Annotated in this window: 13 protein-coding genes; 12 read left to right on the forward strand and 1 reads right to left on the reverse strand. The window is 69.7% G+C overall.

All coding sequences use genetic code 11. From position 1 onward, the window contains the following. Positions 1 to 114 precede the first annotated feature (114 nt). Positions 115 to 1,497, forward strand: coding sequence for an alpha/beta fold hydrolase (locus QZ772_RS24505; protein ID WP_295532333.1), 1,383 nt, complete (start codon positions 115 to 117; stop codon positions 1,495 to 1,497). Between the two features lie 82 nt (positions 1,498 to 1,579). Then, on the forward strand, positions 1,580 to 2,368 hold the full coding sequence (locus tag QZ772_RS24510; protein ID WP_295532335.1) for an enoyl-CoA hydratase: 789 nt from the start codon (positions 1,580 to 1,582) through the stop codon (positions 2,366 to 2,368). Positions 2,369 to 2,389: 21 nt separating this feature from the next. Here the strand turns inward: QZ772_RS24510 and QZ772_RS24515 are convergent, their stop codons facing one another. Next, positions 2,390 to 2,947, reverse strand: coding sequence for an HNH endonuclease (locus QZ772_RS24515; RefSeq protein ID WP_043118462.1), 558 nt, complete (start codon positions 2,945 to 2,947; stop codon positions 2,390 to 2,392). Positions 2,948 to 3,144: 197 nt separating this feature from the next. On the opposite strand from QZ772_RS24515, the gene QZ772_RS24520 reads away from it, so the two are divergent. The 10 genes from QZ772_RS24520 (at position 3,145) to QZ772_RS24565 (ending at position 15,599) form a co-directional block, all read left to right on the forward strand. Continuing rightward, positions 3,145 to 4,242 carry a bifunctional riboflavin kinase/FAD synthetase gene (locus QZ772_RS24520; RefSeq protein WP_295532337.1) on the forward strand — a complete coding sequence of 366 codons (1,098 nt, stop codon included), beginning with the start codon at positions 3,145 to 3,147 and terminating at the stop codon, positions 4,240 to 4,242. Positions 4,243 to 4,369: 127 nt separating this feature from the next. Further along, entirely contained in the window at positions 4,370 to 7,222 is a 2,853-nt protein-coding gene (gene ileS / locus QZ772_RS24525; RefSeq protein WP_295532339.1) for an isoleucine--tRNA ligase, read from the forward strand. 2 nt (positions 7,223 to 7,224) lie between these two features. Continuing rightward, positions 7,225 to 7,734 carry a signal peptidase II gene (gene lspA, locus QZ772_RS24530; protein WP_295532359.1) on the forward strand — a complete coding sequence of 170 codons (510 nt, stop codon included), beginning with the start codon at positions 7,225 to 7,227 and terminating at the stop codon, positions 7,732 to 7,734. A gap of 421 nt (positions 7,735 to 8,155) precedes the next feature. After that, positions 8,156 to 9,214, forward strand: coding sequence for a LacI family DNA-binding transcriptional regulator (locus tag QZ772_RS24535; RefSeq protein WP_295532341.1), 1,059 nt, complete (start codon positions 8,156 to 8,158; stop codon positions 9,212 to 9,214). Positions 9,215 to 9,261: 47 nt separating this feature from the next. Further along, complete coding sequence (locus QZ772_RS24540) at positions 9,262 to 10,272, forward strand: ABC transporter substrate-binding protein (RefSeq protein WP_295532343.1); 1,011 nt, start codon at positions 9,262 to 9,264, stop codon at positions 10,270 to 10,272. 4 nt (positions 10,273 to 10,276) lie between these two features. After that, complete coding sequence (locus QZ772_RS24545; RefSeq protein ID WP_295532345.1) at positions 10,277 to 11,080, forward strand: ABC transporter permease; 804 nt, start codon at positions 10,277 to 10,279, stop codon at positions 11,078 to 11,080. Further along, the gene (locus QZ772_RS24550; RefSeq protein ID WP_295532347.1) at positions 11,077 to 11,883 is read left to right on the forward strand and encodes an ABC transporter permease; all 807 of its coding nucleotides are present in this window, start codon (positions 11,077 to 11,079) and stop codon (positions 11,881 to 11,883) included. Before QZ772_RS24545 ends, QZ772_RS24550 begins: the two co-directional genes overlap by 4 nt. Continuing rightward, a complete protein-coding gene (locus QZ772_RS24555) occupies positions 11,873 to 12,931 on the forward strand; it encodes an ABC transporter ATP-binding protein (protein WP_295532349.1) in 1,059 nt (352 codons plus the stop codon). The genes QZ772_RS24550 and QZ772_RS24555 overlap by 11 nt, the downstream gene beginning before the upstream one ends. After that, entirely contained in the window at positions 12,931 to 13,761 is an 831-nt protein-coding gene (locus QZ772_RS24560; RefSeq protein WP_295532351.1) for a phosphodiesterase, read from the forward strand. Before QZ772_RS24555 ends, QZ772_RS24560 begins: the two co-directional genes overlap by 1 nt. Before the next feature lie 170 nt (positions 13,762 to 13,931). Next, a complete protein-coding gene (locus QZ772_RS24565; RefSeq protein ID WP_295532353.1) occupies positions 13,932 to 15,599 on the forward strand; it encodes a Na/Pi cotransporter family protein in 1,668 nt (555 codons plus the stop codon). Positions 15,600 to 15,847: the final 248 nt, after the last annotated feature.

Raw genomic sequence — 15,847 nt, forward strand, 5'->3', positions numbered from 1 at the left:
GCTTGCACCTCATGAAACCGCAGGCCTGCCGGCTTACGCTGGCGGGCCTTTCTTCTTTTCGGCGGCCTGACCACGCGCGTGTCGCCAGTCGGCCCTTTTGCCAGGAGCTTCGGGATGATCCGTCGCCGTACCTTGTTGATCACCGCCCCCGCCAGCCTCGCGCTGGGCGCCTGCGCCACGCCGGGCACCGGGCCTCGCCACGACACGCCCGTCGTCTTCATGCACGGCAACGGCGATTCGGCCGCGCTGTGGCAGACCACGCAGTGGCGCTTCGAATCCAATGGGTGGGCGCGCGAGCGGCTGTTCGCGCTCGACCAACCGATGCCCCTGGCGCGCGATGACGATGCGGTGGCGCAGCCCGGCCGCAGCTCCACGGCTGAGTCGATGGCCTTCCTCAGCAAGGAGGTCGAGCGCGTGCTTCGCCAGACGGGCGCTCAGAAGGTCGTGCTGGTCGGCAATTCGCGCGGCGGCAACACCATCCGCAACTACGTGCAGAACGGCGGCGGTGCGGCCCGGGTCAGCCATGTCGCGCTGGGCGGCAACCCGGCCCATGGCATCTGGGCCATTCCCGGCTGGCGCGAGGGCAGCGAGTTCTCGGGCCTGTCGCCCTTCCTGCGCCAGTTGAACGTGCCAAAGGGGCCCAACGGCGACGAGGTGACGCCCGGCCCGCGCTGGCTGACACTGCGCTCCGACGGCAACGACAAGTACGCCCAGCCGGACGGCCTGTGGATCGGCGCGCCGGGCAAGCCCACGAACATCACGGCAGACGGGCCGGCGCTGCGCGGCGCCACCAACATCGTGCTGCCGGGCGCGGACCACCGCGAGGTGTCGTTCTCGCCCGCGGCCTTCGACGCCACTTGGCGCTTCCTGACAGGCGATGCGCCGGGCGCCATAGCTGTCGCCCCCGAGCCGCGGATCGTGCTCGACGGCCGCGTCACCGGCCTGGGCCTGAATCCAGCCGACCCCACCAGCGGCGATTTCGTCAATAACCTGCCGCTGGCCGGCGCACGGCTCAGCGTCTACGAGACCGATCCGGGCACCGGCGAGCGACGTGGCGCGCCGGCCTGGCGCAAGACGGTGGGCGCCGATGGCCGCTGGGGCCCGTTCACGGCGCGCGCAGGCGCCAGCTACGAATTCGAGATCGTGGCCCCCGGCTACGCCACCACGCACATCTACCGCAGCCCCTTCCCGCGCTCCAGCGACGTGGTCCACCTGCGGCCCGAGCGGCTTGCCGCGGCCGACCGGCAGGCGGGCGCGGTGGTCGTGTTCACCCGGCCGCGCGGCTACTTCGACGCCCAGCGCGACCGCATGAGCTTCGATGGCCAGACGCAACTGGCCGGCGTGCCGCCGCGCGGTGCGGGCGTGGCGAGTGCGCGGCTGCGCCTCTCAGCCGCGCCGACGCGCGCGGTGGAAGGCGAATTCAATGGCGAGCGAATCGTCGGGCGAAGCTGGCCGGCGGCCGAGGCTCACCTGAGCCTGCTGGAGCTGACCTACTGACCACCCGCCGACGGCCTGGCAGAACCCTCATCCGAAGACCAGGCACGGTCCCGGTCGCCCCACACCGACGGAGGAAGGAAACGTGACGAACACCGACGAGCCCATCCTGCTGGAATCGCGTGACGCCCACGGCGTGGTCACGCTCACCCTCAACCGGCCGGCCGCCTTCAACGCGCTGTCCGTCGCGCTCATCGATGCGCTGCATGCGGCCTGCGAGCGGCTGGCGCTGGACGCCGACCTGCGCGCCGTCGTTATCGCCGCCAACGGCCGGGCGTTCTGCGCTGGCCACGACCTGCGGGAGATGCAGGCATCGCCCTCGCAGCCGGCTTACCAGGCGCTGTTCGATCGTTGCGGCGCCATGATGCTCGCGCTGCATCGCCTGCCGGTGCCGGTCATCGCGCGGGTCCATGGCCTGGCGACGGCCGCCGGCTGCCAGCTTGTCGCGCTGTGCGATCTGGCCGTGGCCGCCGACAGCGCCAGCTTTGCCACCAGCGGCATCAATGTCGGCCTGTTCTGCGCCACGCCCAGCGTGACGCTCTCGCGCAACCTGCCGCGCAAGAAGGCCTTCGAGCTGCTGGTGACGGGTGACTTCATCGACGCGCGGACTGCCATGGCCCAGGGCCTGGTCAACCGCGTGGTGCCGGACTCGGCGCTGGACAACGAGGTGGAGGCGTTCGTGGCCAGCATCGTCGCCAAGCCCCGCATTGCGCTGGAAATGGGCAAGGCCCTCTTCTACCGCCAGTTGGAAACGGGGCTGGAAGCCGCGCTGCACGACGCCGCGCGCACCATGGCCTGCAACATGGCCGATGCGACGGCGCAGGAGGGCGTGCAGGCCTTCATCGAAAAACGGGCGCCGTCCTGGCGCCCGTGAGCCTGTTGCGCGTTGCTGCGGCTAGCCGTGCAACCGCGAGCTCGACGGCAGGTGCGCTGACAGGAACTCCATCTGGTCCGCGAGGATGCGGCGGTTGCGCAGGATGAAGTCTTCCCAGAGGCTGGGCACGTACGGCGTATAGAGCAGCGGCATGTGCGCCTGCTCCGGCGTGCGGTTGCCCTTGCGGTGGTTGCAGGCCCGGCAGGCCGTCACCACGTTCATCCAGTGATCCACCCCGTTCTGCGCGAAGGGCACGATGTGCTCGCGCGTCAGGTCGTCCTCGTGGAAATGGTCGCCGCAGTAGGCGCAGACATTGCGATCGCGCGCGAAGAGCTTGCTGTTGGTCAGGCCCGGGCGCAGGCTGAAGGGGCTGATGCGGGGCACACCGCGCGTGCCGATGATGCTGCTGACGGCGATCTGGGACTGCTCGCCCGTCATCGCGTTGTGGCCGCCGCGGAACAGGGCCACCTGCTCGCCGGCCTCCCAGCGCACCTCGCCGGCCGCGTAATGGATCACCGCCTGCTCGAGCGAGATCCACGACTGGGGCAGCCCTTGGGCCGACAGCTTCAATACCTTCACCACAAACGCCTCCTCGTCGAACGAAGAAAACACAGGGAACGTACGCCACGCAGAACCGTCCGCACCGCCAGCCAAGGCCGCCGGGCGGCCCGGCAGTGCCGGAAAGCGACACAATATAACCGGCATTCATGACAGCCCGTTCACGCCCGGAGGATTCCCGAGCGCACGCGGCCAGCTATCAAAAAGATAACAGGACCATGCAGATCTTCCGCGGCTTCCGTCACCCGGGCGTTGCGCCTGCCAGCGCCGTGACCATCGGCAACTTCGATGGCGTGCACCGCGGTCACCAGGCCATGCTGGGTCTGCTGCAGACCGAGGCCCGTCACCGCGGCCTGCCCAGCTGCGTGCTGACCTTCGAGCCCCACCCGCGCGACTACTTCGCCGGCGTCGCCAGGCGTCCGGAACTGGCACCCGCACGCATCGCCACGCTGCGCGACAAGCTCAGCGAGCTGCAGGCCTGCGGCGTGGCCCAGACCGTGGTCCTGCCTTTTGACGCCCAGCTCGCCAGCCAGTCGCCCGAGCAGTTCATCGACGAGGTGCTGGTGCGCGGCCTGGGCGCCCGCTACGTGCTGGTGGGCGACGACTTCCGCTTCGGCGCCAAGCGCGCGGGCGACTTCGCCATGCTGCACGCGGCGGGCGCGGCCCGCGGCTTCGACGTGGCGCGCATGAACAGCTACGAGGTCTCCTACCCCGCCGCGCCCGGCAGCGACGAGGGGCCGCGGGCGCTGCGGGTGTCCAGCTCGGCCGTGCGCGAGGCGCTGACCGCCGGCCGCATGGACGATGCGGCCGCCCTGCTCGGCCGGCCCTACGCCATCTCGGGCCACGTGGTGCACGGCCGCAAGCTTGGCCGGGCGCTGGGCGCCAGCGCACCGGGCGGCACGGACGGCTTCCGGACCCTCAACCTGCGCTTCAAGCACTGGAAGCCCGCCGCCAGCGGCATCTTCGTGGTTCGGGTGCATGGCCTGGGCGACCGGCCCCTGCCGGGCGTGGCCAACCTGGGCGTGCGGCCCTCGCTGGACCCGAACGACGTCAACGGCGGGCGCGTGCTGCTGGAGACGCATTGCCTCGAATGGCCGGCTAGCCTGGGCCCGGAGGGGGCCTACGGTAAAATCGTGCGCGTGGAACTGTTGCACAAACTGCACGACGAGCTGCGCTACACCAGCCTGGAAGCCCTGACCGCGGGCATCGCCCAGGACCTGGCCGACGCACGCGCGTATTTCGCCGCCGGCAGCGCTGGCGCGGCGGGCAGCAGCCACGCGGAAACGCGGCGCCAGACCACGCGCGACCGAATTTAACCGGCACGCCCGCCGTGCCGGCGCCCCACCGACAAGCTCGGGGCGAGCGGCCTGACCTCCTCCCCTCCCGCGCGGGCCTTCGCCGCGAGCGGGCCGAGCCTGTCGAAGCCTTCCCCCTCCGCCCTCCATGTCCGACGCTGCCGATTCCTCCGCGACCCCCGACTACCGCGCGACCCTGAACCTGCCCGACACGCCCTTCCCCATGCGCGGCGACCTGCCCAAGCGCGAGCCGGGTTGGGTCAAGGCCTGGAACGACGAGGGCCTGTACAAGCGCCTGCGCATGGCCCGCGCCGGCCGGCCCAAGTTCATCCTGCACGACGGCCCGCCGTACGCCAACGGCCAGATCCACATGGGCCATGCGGTGAACAAGATCCTCAAGGACATGATCACCAAGGCGCGCCAGCTCGAAGGCTACGACGCGCTCTACGTGCCCGGCTGGGACTGCCACGGCCTGCCGATCGAGAACGCCATCGAGAAGAAGCACGGCCGCAACCTGAGCCGCGACGAGATGCAGGCCAAAAGCCGCGCCTACGCCACCGAGCAGATCGCGCAGCAGATGAGCGACTTCCAGCGCCTCGGCGTGCTGGGCGAATGGGACCATCCCTACAAGACGATGGACTTCGCCAACGAAGCCGGCGAGATCCGTGCCTTCAAGAAGGTCATCGAGCGCGGCTTCGTGTACCGCGGCCTCAAGCCGGTGTACTGGTGCTTCGACTGCGGCTCGTCGTTGGCCGAGTTCGAGATCGAATATGCCGACAAGAAGAGCCAGACGCTGGACGTCGCCTTCAAGGCACATGACCGCGCAAAACTGGCGGCCGCCTTCGGCCTGCCGGCCATCGACAAGGACGCCTTCGCGGTCATCTGGACCACCACCGCGTGGACCATCCCGGCCAACCAGGCGCTCAACCTCAACCCCGAGCTGACCTACGCCCTGGTCGACACCGACCGCGGCCTGCTGATCGTGGCCGACACGCTGGTCGAGAGCTGCCTGAACCGCTACGCGCTGGACGGCAAGGTCATCGCCATCGCGCAGGGCGATGCACTGGGCGGACTCGAGTTCGAGCATCCGCTGTACGACGTGCACGAGGGCTACCGACGCCTGTCGCCGGTGTACCTGGCCGACTACGCCACCGCCACCGATGGCACCGGCCTGGTCCATTCCTCGCCGGCCTATGGCCTGGACGACTTCCAGTCCTGCGTCGCGCACGGCATGGCCTACGACGACATCCTCAACCCCGTGCAGGGCAACGGCGTGTACGAGCCGGATTTCCCGCTCTTCGGCGGCCAGCACATCTGGAAGGCGGTGCCGCACATCATCGAGGCGCTGCGCGAAGCCGGCCGGCTGATGGCCACCGAGACCATCACCCACAGCTACCCGCACTGCTGGCGCCACAAGACGCCGGTGATCTATCGCGCCGCGGCCCAGTGGTTCATCCGCATGGACGAGGGCGAAGGCGTGTTCACCCTGCCCGGCGCCAAGCCCGCCAAGACGCTGCGACAGATCGCGCTGGAGGCCATCGAGAACACCAGCTTCTACCCCGAGAACGGCAAGGCCCGGCTGCACGACATGATCGCGCACCGGCCCGACTGGTGCATCTCGCGCCAGCGCAGCTGGGGCGTGCCGATTCCCTTCTTCCTGCACAAGATCACCGACGAGCTGCATCCGCGCACGATGGAGATCCTGGACCAGGCGGCGGCCATCGTCGAGCAGGGCGGCATCGAGGCCTGGAGCCGCGTCACGACCGAAGAGATCCTGGGCGCCGAGGACGCGCCGCACTACACCAAGAGCAGCGACATCCTGGAGGTGTGGTTCGATTCCGGCTCCACCTTCTTCCATGTGCTGCGCGGCACGCACCCCACGGTGCACCACGACCAGGGCCCCGAGGCCGACCTGTACCTCGAAGGCCATGACCAGCACCGCGGCTGGTTCCACAGCTCGCTGCTGCTGGCCTGCGCGCTGGAAGGCCGCGCGCCCTATCGCGGCCTGCTGACCCACGGCTTCACCGTGGACAGCCAAGGCCGCAAGATGAGCAAGTCGCTGGGCAACGGCATCGACCCGCAGGAGATCACCAAGAAGCTCGGCGCCGAGATCATCCGCCTGTGGGTGGCCGCCTCCGACTACTCGGGCGACATCGCGGGCGACGACAAGATCCTGGCCCGCGTGGTCGATGCCTACCGCCGCATCCGCAACACGCTGCGCTTCCTGCTGGCCAACACCAGCGACTTCGATCCGGCCAAGGACGCGGTGCCGCTCGCCGAGCTGTTCGAGATCGACCGCTGGGCACTGTCGCGGGCGGCGCAGTTCCAGGCCGAGGTGCTGGGCCACTACAAGGTCTACGAGTTCCACCCGGTGGTGGCCAAGCTGCAGGTGTTCTGCTCGGAAGACCTGGGCGCCTTCTACCTGGACGTGCTGAAGGACCGCCTGTACACCACGCAGCCCGGCTCGCGCGCACGGCGCAGCGCGCAGACCGCGCTGTGGCACATCAACCAGGCCATGCTGCGCTGGATGGCGCCCTTCCTCAGCTTCACGGCCGAAGAGGCATGGAAGGTCGCGGGCCAGTCGGAATCCATCTTCATGGAGACCTTCTGCGACCTGGGCACGCCCGACGAGGGGCTGCTGGCCAAGTGGGGCCGCATCCAGACGATCCGCGACGCGGTCAACAAGGAGATCGAGGCCGTGCGCACCGCGGGCGGCGTGGGCTCCTCGCTGCAGGCCAATGTGCGCCTCACCGCCGCGCCCGAGGACCATGCGCTGCTGGCTGCCCTGGGCGACGACCTGAAGTTCGTCTTCATCACCTCGGTGGTGGACCTGCAGGTGGGTGACGCACTCGCCATCACCGTCACGCCCAGCACCGCCACCAAGTGCGAACGCTGCTGGCACTGGCGCGACGACGTGGGCCACGACGGCGCGCATCCCACGCTGTGCGGCCGCTGCACCAGCAACCTGTACGGCGCCGGCGAAGCGCGGAGCGTGGCATGACCATGAAGGCGCACAGCGGATTCGAGTCCACGCGGCCGGGCCTGGGCATCTGGGGCTGGCTGGCGCTGGCCGTGCTGATCTTCATCGCCGACCAGTACACCAAGACGCTGATCCTGGGCCACTACCAACTCGGCGACGCCACACGCATCACCGAGTTCTTCAACATCGTGCGGGCCCACAACACCGGGGCGGCCTTCTCCTTCCTGGCCGGCGCCTCGGGCTGGCAGCGCTGGTTCTTCACCGGCATCGGCGTGGCCGCCGCCGTGTTCATCGTCTGGATGCTGCGCTCGCATGCGGGGCAGAAGCTGTTCTGCTTTGCCATGGCCTGCATCCTGGGCGGCGCCATCGGCAACGTGGTGGACCGCCTGATGCACGGCTACGTGGTGGACTTCCTGGACTTCCACTGGGCCGGTTCGCACTTCCCGGCCTTCAACCTGGCCGACAGCGCGATCACGCTGGGCGCCATCTGCCTGGTGCTGGACGAAGTCCGGCGCATGCGGCGCACACGCTGACGCGGACGGCGGCGCTAAATCCGCCGATTCGCGAGCTCAACGCGTCCTGCGCGAGGACGCTACAGCGGGGGCACAAAGGCGCGGGACTTCGGTCTTGCGTTTTTTTTTCGCCTAGCTGCCGCCCACCCCAACCCGTTCGGCCTGAGCCTGTCGAAGGCCCGCCCTGGTGGCTCCGGGCTTCGACAAGCTTAGCCCAAGCGGCGCCAAGGGCTGCGTGCGGCACACCCCGCTGCAGGCACGCCCAGCTGCACGCGCATCTCGCGCCTGCGGGCACGCCGCGCAGAGCGCCGTGCCTTTCTCTGATGCCCGGCGCACCACCAGCTCCGGGTAATCCCGGTTCCAGATCCCGTCATGACGGTGTCACATGCGCACCTTCAAATGAAAACGTTTACATGATGTTTTCCATCGAAGGTTTTTCCGCATGAGCATCCAGGCCGTTGCCGACAAGGCCGGCGTCTCCATCGCCACCGTCTCGCGCGTATTCAACGCGCCGGACAAGGTGCTGCCCGCCACGCGCGCGCTGGTGGAGTCGGTCGCGCGCGAGTTGGGTTACCTGCCCAGCGCCAGCGCGCGCACCCTGCGCACCCAGCGCAGCCGGGTGCTGGGCGTGGTGCTGCCCACCTTGCTCAACCCCACCTTCGCCGAATGCCTGCAGGGCCTGGCCCAGGCCGCGGCCGAGGCCGGCCATGCCATCGTGCCGCTGACCACCGGCTACGACCTGGATGCCGAGCAACGCGCGGTCGACCAGTTGCTCGCCCGCGAGGTCGAAGGCATGGTGCTGGTCATCTCCAACCCGCAGACCTCCGCCGCGCTGGCCCGGCTGCAGGCCCGCCAGCGGCCCTATGTGCTGGCCTACAACCGGCATCCGGCCCATTGCTGTGTGGCGGTGGACAACGAGACCGCCTCGGCCGAGGTCGTGGCGCACCTGGCGGCGTTGGGCCACCGGCGCATCGCCATGGTCAGCGGCACGCTCGCGCAGTCCGACCGCTCGCAGCAGCGCCATCGCGGCTTCCTGGCCGGCATGGCGGCTGCCGGCCTCGATGCGCCGCCGCTGATCGAAGTGCCCTTCGTCGAAGCCGCGGCCGACACGCTGCGCGCGCGCCTGGCCGCCAGCGACCGGCCCACCGCCCTGTTCTGCTCCAACGACCTGCTCGCCATCCGCGCCGTGCGTGCCGCGCACCTGGCCGGCCTGCGCGTGCCGCAGGACCTGTCGGTGATGGGCTTCGACGGCATCGCGCTGGGTGACGAACTCACGCCGCGCCTGGGCACCATCGAACAGCCCGCCGCCGACATCGGCCGCCGGGCCGCGCAGCTGCTGATGGCGGCGCTGGACGAGCAGCGCGCGCCGGTGCCCGCGGACAGCCTGCTGCTGCCGCACCGCCTGCGCACCGGCGAATCGTGTGCGCCGCCGACGGACGCAACGGCCTCCGTCGCCAACCACCCCACAACTCCCAAGAGCCGACGCCGCCCCGCGCGCTGAACCGGCCTGCCTCTGTCCGTCCCTCTCCCATTCAAAGGAACGCTTCCATGACCTCCAAGCTCCTCGCCGCCACCCGCCTCGCGATCGCCGCCGCCGGCTTCGCCGCCACCGCGGCCTTCGCGCAGACCGCCATCTGCTACAACTGCCCGCCCGAATGGGCCGACTGGGGCAGCCAGATCAAGGCCATCAAGGCCAAGACCGGCGTCACGGTGCCGCCGGACAACAAGAACTCCGGCCAGGCCCTCGCACAGCTGGTGGCCGAGAAAGCCAGCCCCGTGGCCGACATGACCTACCTGGGCGTGACCTTCGCCATCCAGGCCCAGAAGGACGGCGTGGTGCAGCCCTACCAGCCCGCCAACTGGAAGGACATCCCCGACGGCCTGAAGGATCCGCAGGGGAACTGGTTCACCATCCATTCGGGCACCCTGGGCTTCATGGTCAACGTCGACGCACTCAAGGGCAAGCCGATCCCGAAGTCGTGGGCCGACCTGCTCAAGCCCGAATACAAGGGCCTGGTGGGCTACCTGGACCCGGCCTCGGCCTTCGTCGGCTACGTGGGCGCGGTGGCGGTGAACCAGGCGCGCGGCGGCAGCATGGACGACTTCAAGCCCGCCATCGACTACTTCAAGGCGCTGCAGAAGAACGAGCCCATCGTGCCAAAGCAGACCGCATACGCCCGTGTGCTCTCGGGCGAGATCGGCATCCTGCTGGACTACGACTTCAACGCCTACCGCGCCAAGTACAAGGACGGCGCCAACGTGGCCTTCGTGATCCCCAGCGAAGGCACGGTGGTCGTCCCCTACGTGATGAGCCTGGTGGCCAAGGCGCCGCATGCGGCCGACGCCAAGAAGGCGCTGGACTTCGTGCTCTCTGACGAGGGCCAGGCCGTGTGGGCCAAGGCCTACCTGCGGCCGGTGCGCGCCAGCGCCATGCCCAAGGACGTGGAAGCGCAGTTCCTGCCCGCCAGCGAGTACGCCCGCGCCAAGCCGGTGGACTACGCGAAGATGGCCGCCGTGCAGAAGGCCTTCTCCGAGCGCTACCTGAAGGAAGCGCGCTGAGGCGATGCAGCGACCGCAGCTGATCCTGCTGGCCTGTGCCCTGCCGGCCGGCATCTTCTTCCTGGCCTTCTGGCTGCTGCCCGCGCTGCAGCTGCTGGCCTTGCCGGCGCGCGAAGGGGCTTCGGCCTACTTCGCGGTGCTGACGCAGCCGCGCTACCTCACAAGCATGCTGCAGACGCTGGCGCTGTCGGTGGTGGTCACGCTGGCCACGCTGGTGCTGGGCGCGGCCGTGGGCCTGTACCTGGCGCGCCAGCGCTTCGCCGGCCGCCGGCTGCTGCTGGCGGTGCTGACGCTGCCGCTGTCCTTCCCGGGCGTGATCGTGGGCTTCTTCGTGATCCTGCTCGGCGGCCGGCAGGGGCTGGTGGCGGACATCTCGTCCAGCCTGGGCGGCGAGCGGATCACCTTCGCCTACGGGCTGCTGGGGCTGTTCCTGGCCTACCTGTACTTCTCGCTGCCACGGGCCATCGCGGCCTACACGGCAGCGGCCGAATCCATGGACCCGGCACTGGAAGAAGCGGCCCGCTCGCTCGGTGCCTCGCGCATCGCCATCGCCCGCGACGTGTGGGTGCCCGAGCTCGCGCCCACCACACTGGCCTGCGGCGCCATCGTCTTCGCCACCGCCATGGGCGCCTTCGGCACGGCCTTCACGCTGGCGAGCAAGTTCGAGGTGATCCCGATCACCATCTATGACGAGTTCACCAACTACGCCAACTTCGCGCTCGCGGCCTCGCTGTCGATCGCGCTCGGGCTGGTGACCTGGGCCGTGCTCTTCGTCGCACGGCGCTTCAGCGGGGAGGCCGGCGCATGACCACGGCCCGCAGTGGAACTTCGCGCTCGCCCGTGCTGGCGACGCTCACCGGCCTGGTGGCCTTCTTCACGCTGGCGCCCATGCTGCTGTCGGTGCTGGCCGGCCTGGTGAGCAACTACGGCCGCGGCTGGCGCAGCGGCTTCACGCTGCGCTGGCTGGTGGAGGTGTGGGACAGCTACGGCAGCACCGTCACCGGCTCGCTGCTGCTGGCCGCAACCTGTGTGCTGTGCACCGTGCTGCTGGGCGTTCCCTGCGCCTGGGCGCTGGCGCGCAGCCGCACGCGCGCGGCGCGGCTCTTCGAGGAGCTGTTGACGCTGCCCGTGGCCGTGCCGGGCCTGGCCACGGCCCTGGCGCTGATCCTCGCCTACGGCCAGGTACAGGGCTTCCGCCAGAGCTACGCCTTCATCCTGGTGGGCCATGTCGTCTTCACCCTGCCCTTCATGGTGCGCACCGTGGCCTCGGCCTTCCAGCGGCGCGAACTGGTGGCGCTGGACGAGGCCGCGCGAACGCTGGGCGCGAGCTTCGTGCAGCGCTTTCTGGGCGTGCTGGTGCCGGCCGTGTTCCCGGCCATCGTGGCGGGCTGCCTGATGGTGTTCACGCTGTCCGTGGGCGAGTTCAACCTCACCTGGATGCTGCACACGCCACTCACCCGCACCCTGCCCGTGGGACTGGCCGACAGCTATGCCTCGGCCCGCATCGAGATCGGCTCGGCCTACACCCTCGTCTTCTTCCTCGTCATCCTGCCCGTGCTCTGGGGCCTGCAGGCCGCCGCGGACTTCATTCGCAAACACCATGGAACTTGAACGAACGGCCATCGACATCGAACGCTGCGCCAAGACCTATGCCGACGGCACGCGCGGCCTGCAGCCCACCGACCTGCATGTGGAACCCGGCGAGGTGCTGGCCCTGCTGGGCCCCTCGGGCTGCGGCAAGACCACGCTGCTGCGCCAGATCGCCGGCCTGGAGGGCATGGACGCGGGCGGCGGCATCCTCTTCGGCGGCCAGGACGTGAGCGACCGGCCGGTGGAGCGGCGCAACGTGGGCATGGTGTTCCAGAGCTATGCGCTGTTTCCGCAGATGAGCGTGGCGGCCAACATCGGCTACGGCCTGCGCATCCGCGGCACGCCCGCCGCCGAGGTCGAACGCACGGTGGGCGAACTGGTGGAGCTGACGCGCCTGACCGGCCTCGAACACAAGCGCCCGTCCGAACTCTCCGGCGGCCAGCGCCAGCGCGTGGCCCTGGCCCGCGCCGTGGCAGTGCGCCCGCGCGTGCTGCTGCTCGACGAGCCGCTGGCCGCGCTGGACGCCAAGCTCAAGGAATCGCTGCGCGACGAACTGGCCGAGCTGCTGCGCCGGCTGCACATCACGGCCGTGCACGTCACGCACGACCAGCAGGAAGCGCTGGCCATCGCCGACCGCTTGGCGGTGATGCGCGGCGGCCACATCGTGCAGGTGGGTCGCGGCGAGGACCTGTACCGCACGCCGGCCCATCCCTTCGTGGCCGAGTTCCTGGGCCGCGTGAACCGGCTGGACCGCAGCGATGCTGCGCGCCGGCAGGGCGTGGTCATGCTGGGCGGCGTGGCGCTGCCCTGCCCCGATGGCCTGGCCGCCCAACCGGCGCTGCTGGTTCGGCCTGAGGACATCGAACTCGGCCCCCCGCAGATCGGCTGGGGCCAGGCCCGGGTTGTGCAACGCACCTTCCTGGGCGAGCGCGTGCAGTTGCGGCTGGACACCGGCGACCAGCCGCCGCTGCTGGCCGAGGCCGGCCGCGACTGCCCCTGGCAGCATGACCAGCAGGTGGGCATCCGCACCACCGCCGACCGCCTGATGCCCGCGACGGAGATTGCCTGATGACCCGACCCACCTTCCTCGTGCAGCTCACCGACCTGCACATCCGCGAACCCGGCCGCCTGGCCTATGGCCGCATCGACACCGCGCCCTACCTGCGCGAGGCGGTGGCCAGTGTGCTGCGGCTGCGCCAGGCGCCCGATGCCATCGTGATCACCGGCGATCTGAGCGACTTCGGACGCGAGGCCGAGTACGCGCACCTGGCCGAACTGCTGGCGCCGCTGGGCGCCGCGCCCGTCTACCTGCTGCCGGGCAACCACGACGAGCGCGAGCAGCTGCGCCGCAGCTTTCCCACGCACACCTACCTGGGCGATGGCGAGTTCGTGCAGTTCAACGTGGCCGTCGGGCCGCTGCGGCTGATCGCCCTCGACACCGTGACGCCCGGCGCCTCGCATGGCTCGCTGTGCAGCCGCCGGCTCGACTGGCTGGCCGGGCAGTTGGAGGCCAGCCGCGGGCAGCCGGTGGTGATCGCCATGCACCATCCGCCCTTCCGTACGCTGATCGGCCACATGGACGACATCGGCCTGCTCGAAGGCGCGGCCGCGCTGGAAGCGCTGGTGCGGCAGCATCCCAACGTGGAGCGCATCATCTGCGGCCACCTGCATCGCGCCATCGACGTGCGCTTCGGCGGGACCGTGGCCAGCACCGCGCCGGCGCCGGCGCACCAGGTCTGCCTGGACCTGGCACCCGATGCGCCCTCGGCCTGGACGCTGGAGCCGCCCGGCTATCGCGTGCATGCGTGGGACGGCCAGCGGCTGGTGACGCACCTGGCCGCAAGCGGCGTCTTCGAGGGGCCGTATCCCTTTCATGACAACGGCGCGTTGATCGACTGATGGGACATCCATGCCGGACTGCGTACCGCGTGGTCGGGCCCCTGGAGCGCGCCTGCGGGCAGCCGTGATGGAGAACTGGTCCTCAGCCTACGGCGGCGCTGGCACGGGGCATGCAGAATGACTGCCCCGTTTTTCATTCATCCCCCTCACGAAGGAGCCGCACCCCCTCCATGAAGCATCTGCTGAACCTGCTCGCCGCCGTCGCCCTCCTCGTGTGGGGCACCCATCTCGTGCGCACCGGGGTGCTGCGCGTGTTCGGGGGCGACCTGCGCAGGTTCCTGCAGCGCAGCCTGGGCAACCGCTTCTCCGCGGCACTGGCAGGCATCGGGGTGACGGCGCTGGTGCAGTCGAGCACGGCCACGTCGTTGATGACGTCGTCCTTCGTCGGGCAGGGCCTGATCACGCTGCCTTCGGCATTGGCGGTGATGCGCGGGGCGGACATCGGCACGGCGCTGATGTCGGTGCTGTTCTCCACCGATCTTTCCTGGCTGTCGCCGCTCTTCATCTTCACGGGCGTGGTGCTGTCGATCACCCGCCCGGCAAGCGCCGCGGGGCGCTTCGGCCGCATCCTGATTGGCCTGGGGCTGATGCTGCTGGCACTGCAGCTGGTGGTGCAGGCCACCGGCCCGTTGTTCGAGAGCGAGGCCATGCGCGCCGTGATCGCCTCGATCACCAGCGACCTGATGCTGGAGATCACGGTAGGCGCCGCCCTGGCCGTGGTCGCCTACTCCAGCCTGGCCGTGGTGCTGCTGGTGGCCGCGATGGCCACGGGCGCGGTGGTGCCGCTGGACGTGGCGCTGGGCCTGGTGCTCGGTGCCAACCTCGGCAGCGGGCTGCTGGCCGTGCTGACGACGGCCAAGTCGCCGCCCGCAGTGCGGCAGGTCACCGTGGGCAACTTCCTGTTCAAGCTGCTGGGCGTGGTGATCGCCGCGCCCTTCGTCGGGCTGGTGCTGCGGCACGCGCCGACTTCGCTCGTGGATTCGCCGGCACAGCTGGTGGTGATGTTCCACCTGGCCTTCAACGTGATCGCGAGCGTGGCCTTCATCGGCCTGACCACGGCGGTGGCCAAGCTGTCGATGAAGCTGGTGCCGGTGCCGCGTACGCCCGCAACCGGCACACGCCCGCGGCATCTCGACCCTTCCGCGCTGTCGACGCCCACCCTGGCCATCTCGAACGCGGCACGCGAGGCGCTGCACCAGGCCGACGTGGTGGAGAGCATGCTGATCGGCGTGCTCACGGTGATCCGCAGCAACGACCTGCGGCTGGCCGAGGAACTGCGCAAGATGGACGACCAGGTCGACCGGCTCTACTCGGACATCAAGTACTACCTCACCAAGATCTCGCGCGAGGCGCTGGGCGAGGAGGAAAGCCGGCGCTGGACGGACATCATCAGCTTCACCATCAACATGGAGCAGATCGGCGACATCATCGAGCGGGTGATCTCCGACATCGAGGACAAGAAGATCCGGCCGCACCGCAACTTCTCCGAGGCGGGCATGGCCGAGATCGTGGAGATGCACGAGCGGCTGGTGGCCAATCTGCGGCTGGGCATGAGCGTGTTCCTCAACGGCAATGTGCGCGACGCGCAGAAGCTGCTGGAGGAGAAGGTTCGCTTCCGCGACCTGGAGCGGGCGTACGCCAACACGCACCTCACGCGGCTGATGGACCGCACGGCGCCGAGCATTGAGACGAGTTCGCTGCACATCGACCTGATCAGCGACCTGAAACGCATCAACTCGCACATCTGCTCGATCGCGTACCCGATCCTCGATTCGGCTGGGGCGCTGGCGCCCAGCCGGCTGCGGTCGTCGCTGGTCGGGGCGGACGACCCGCACTGAGGGCTTTGACACGGCCCGTTGCTGGCTGCCGCGCGATACAGGTGTCGGTCACGGCGGGTGCGCCGGTCCGGACGGGGGCGGGCACCGTGGCGTGCTTCAGTGAGGCGGTCGGCGCTGCGCGCCGACTTCCCTGCGATGCTCGCGCACCCGGCCCGCGGCATAACTCGCTGCGCTGCCTAACGGCAGCTCCGCTCAAACAAACGCCGCGAGTCAGATCACGAAGCAGGCCTGTCCTTCGGCAGGCCTGC

The sequence above is a fragment of the uncultured Pseudacidovorax sp. genome (assembly GCF_913773995.1).
Classification (GTDB): domain Bacteria; phylum Pseudomonadota; class Gammaproteobacteria; order Burkholderiales; family Burkholderiaceae_C; genus Xenophilus.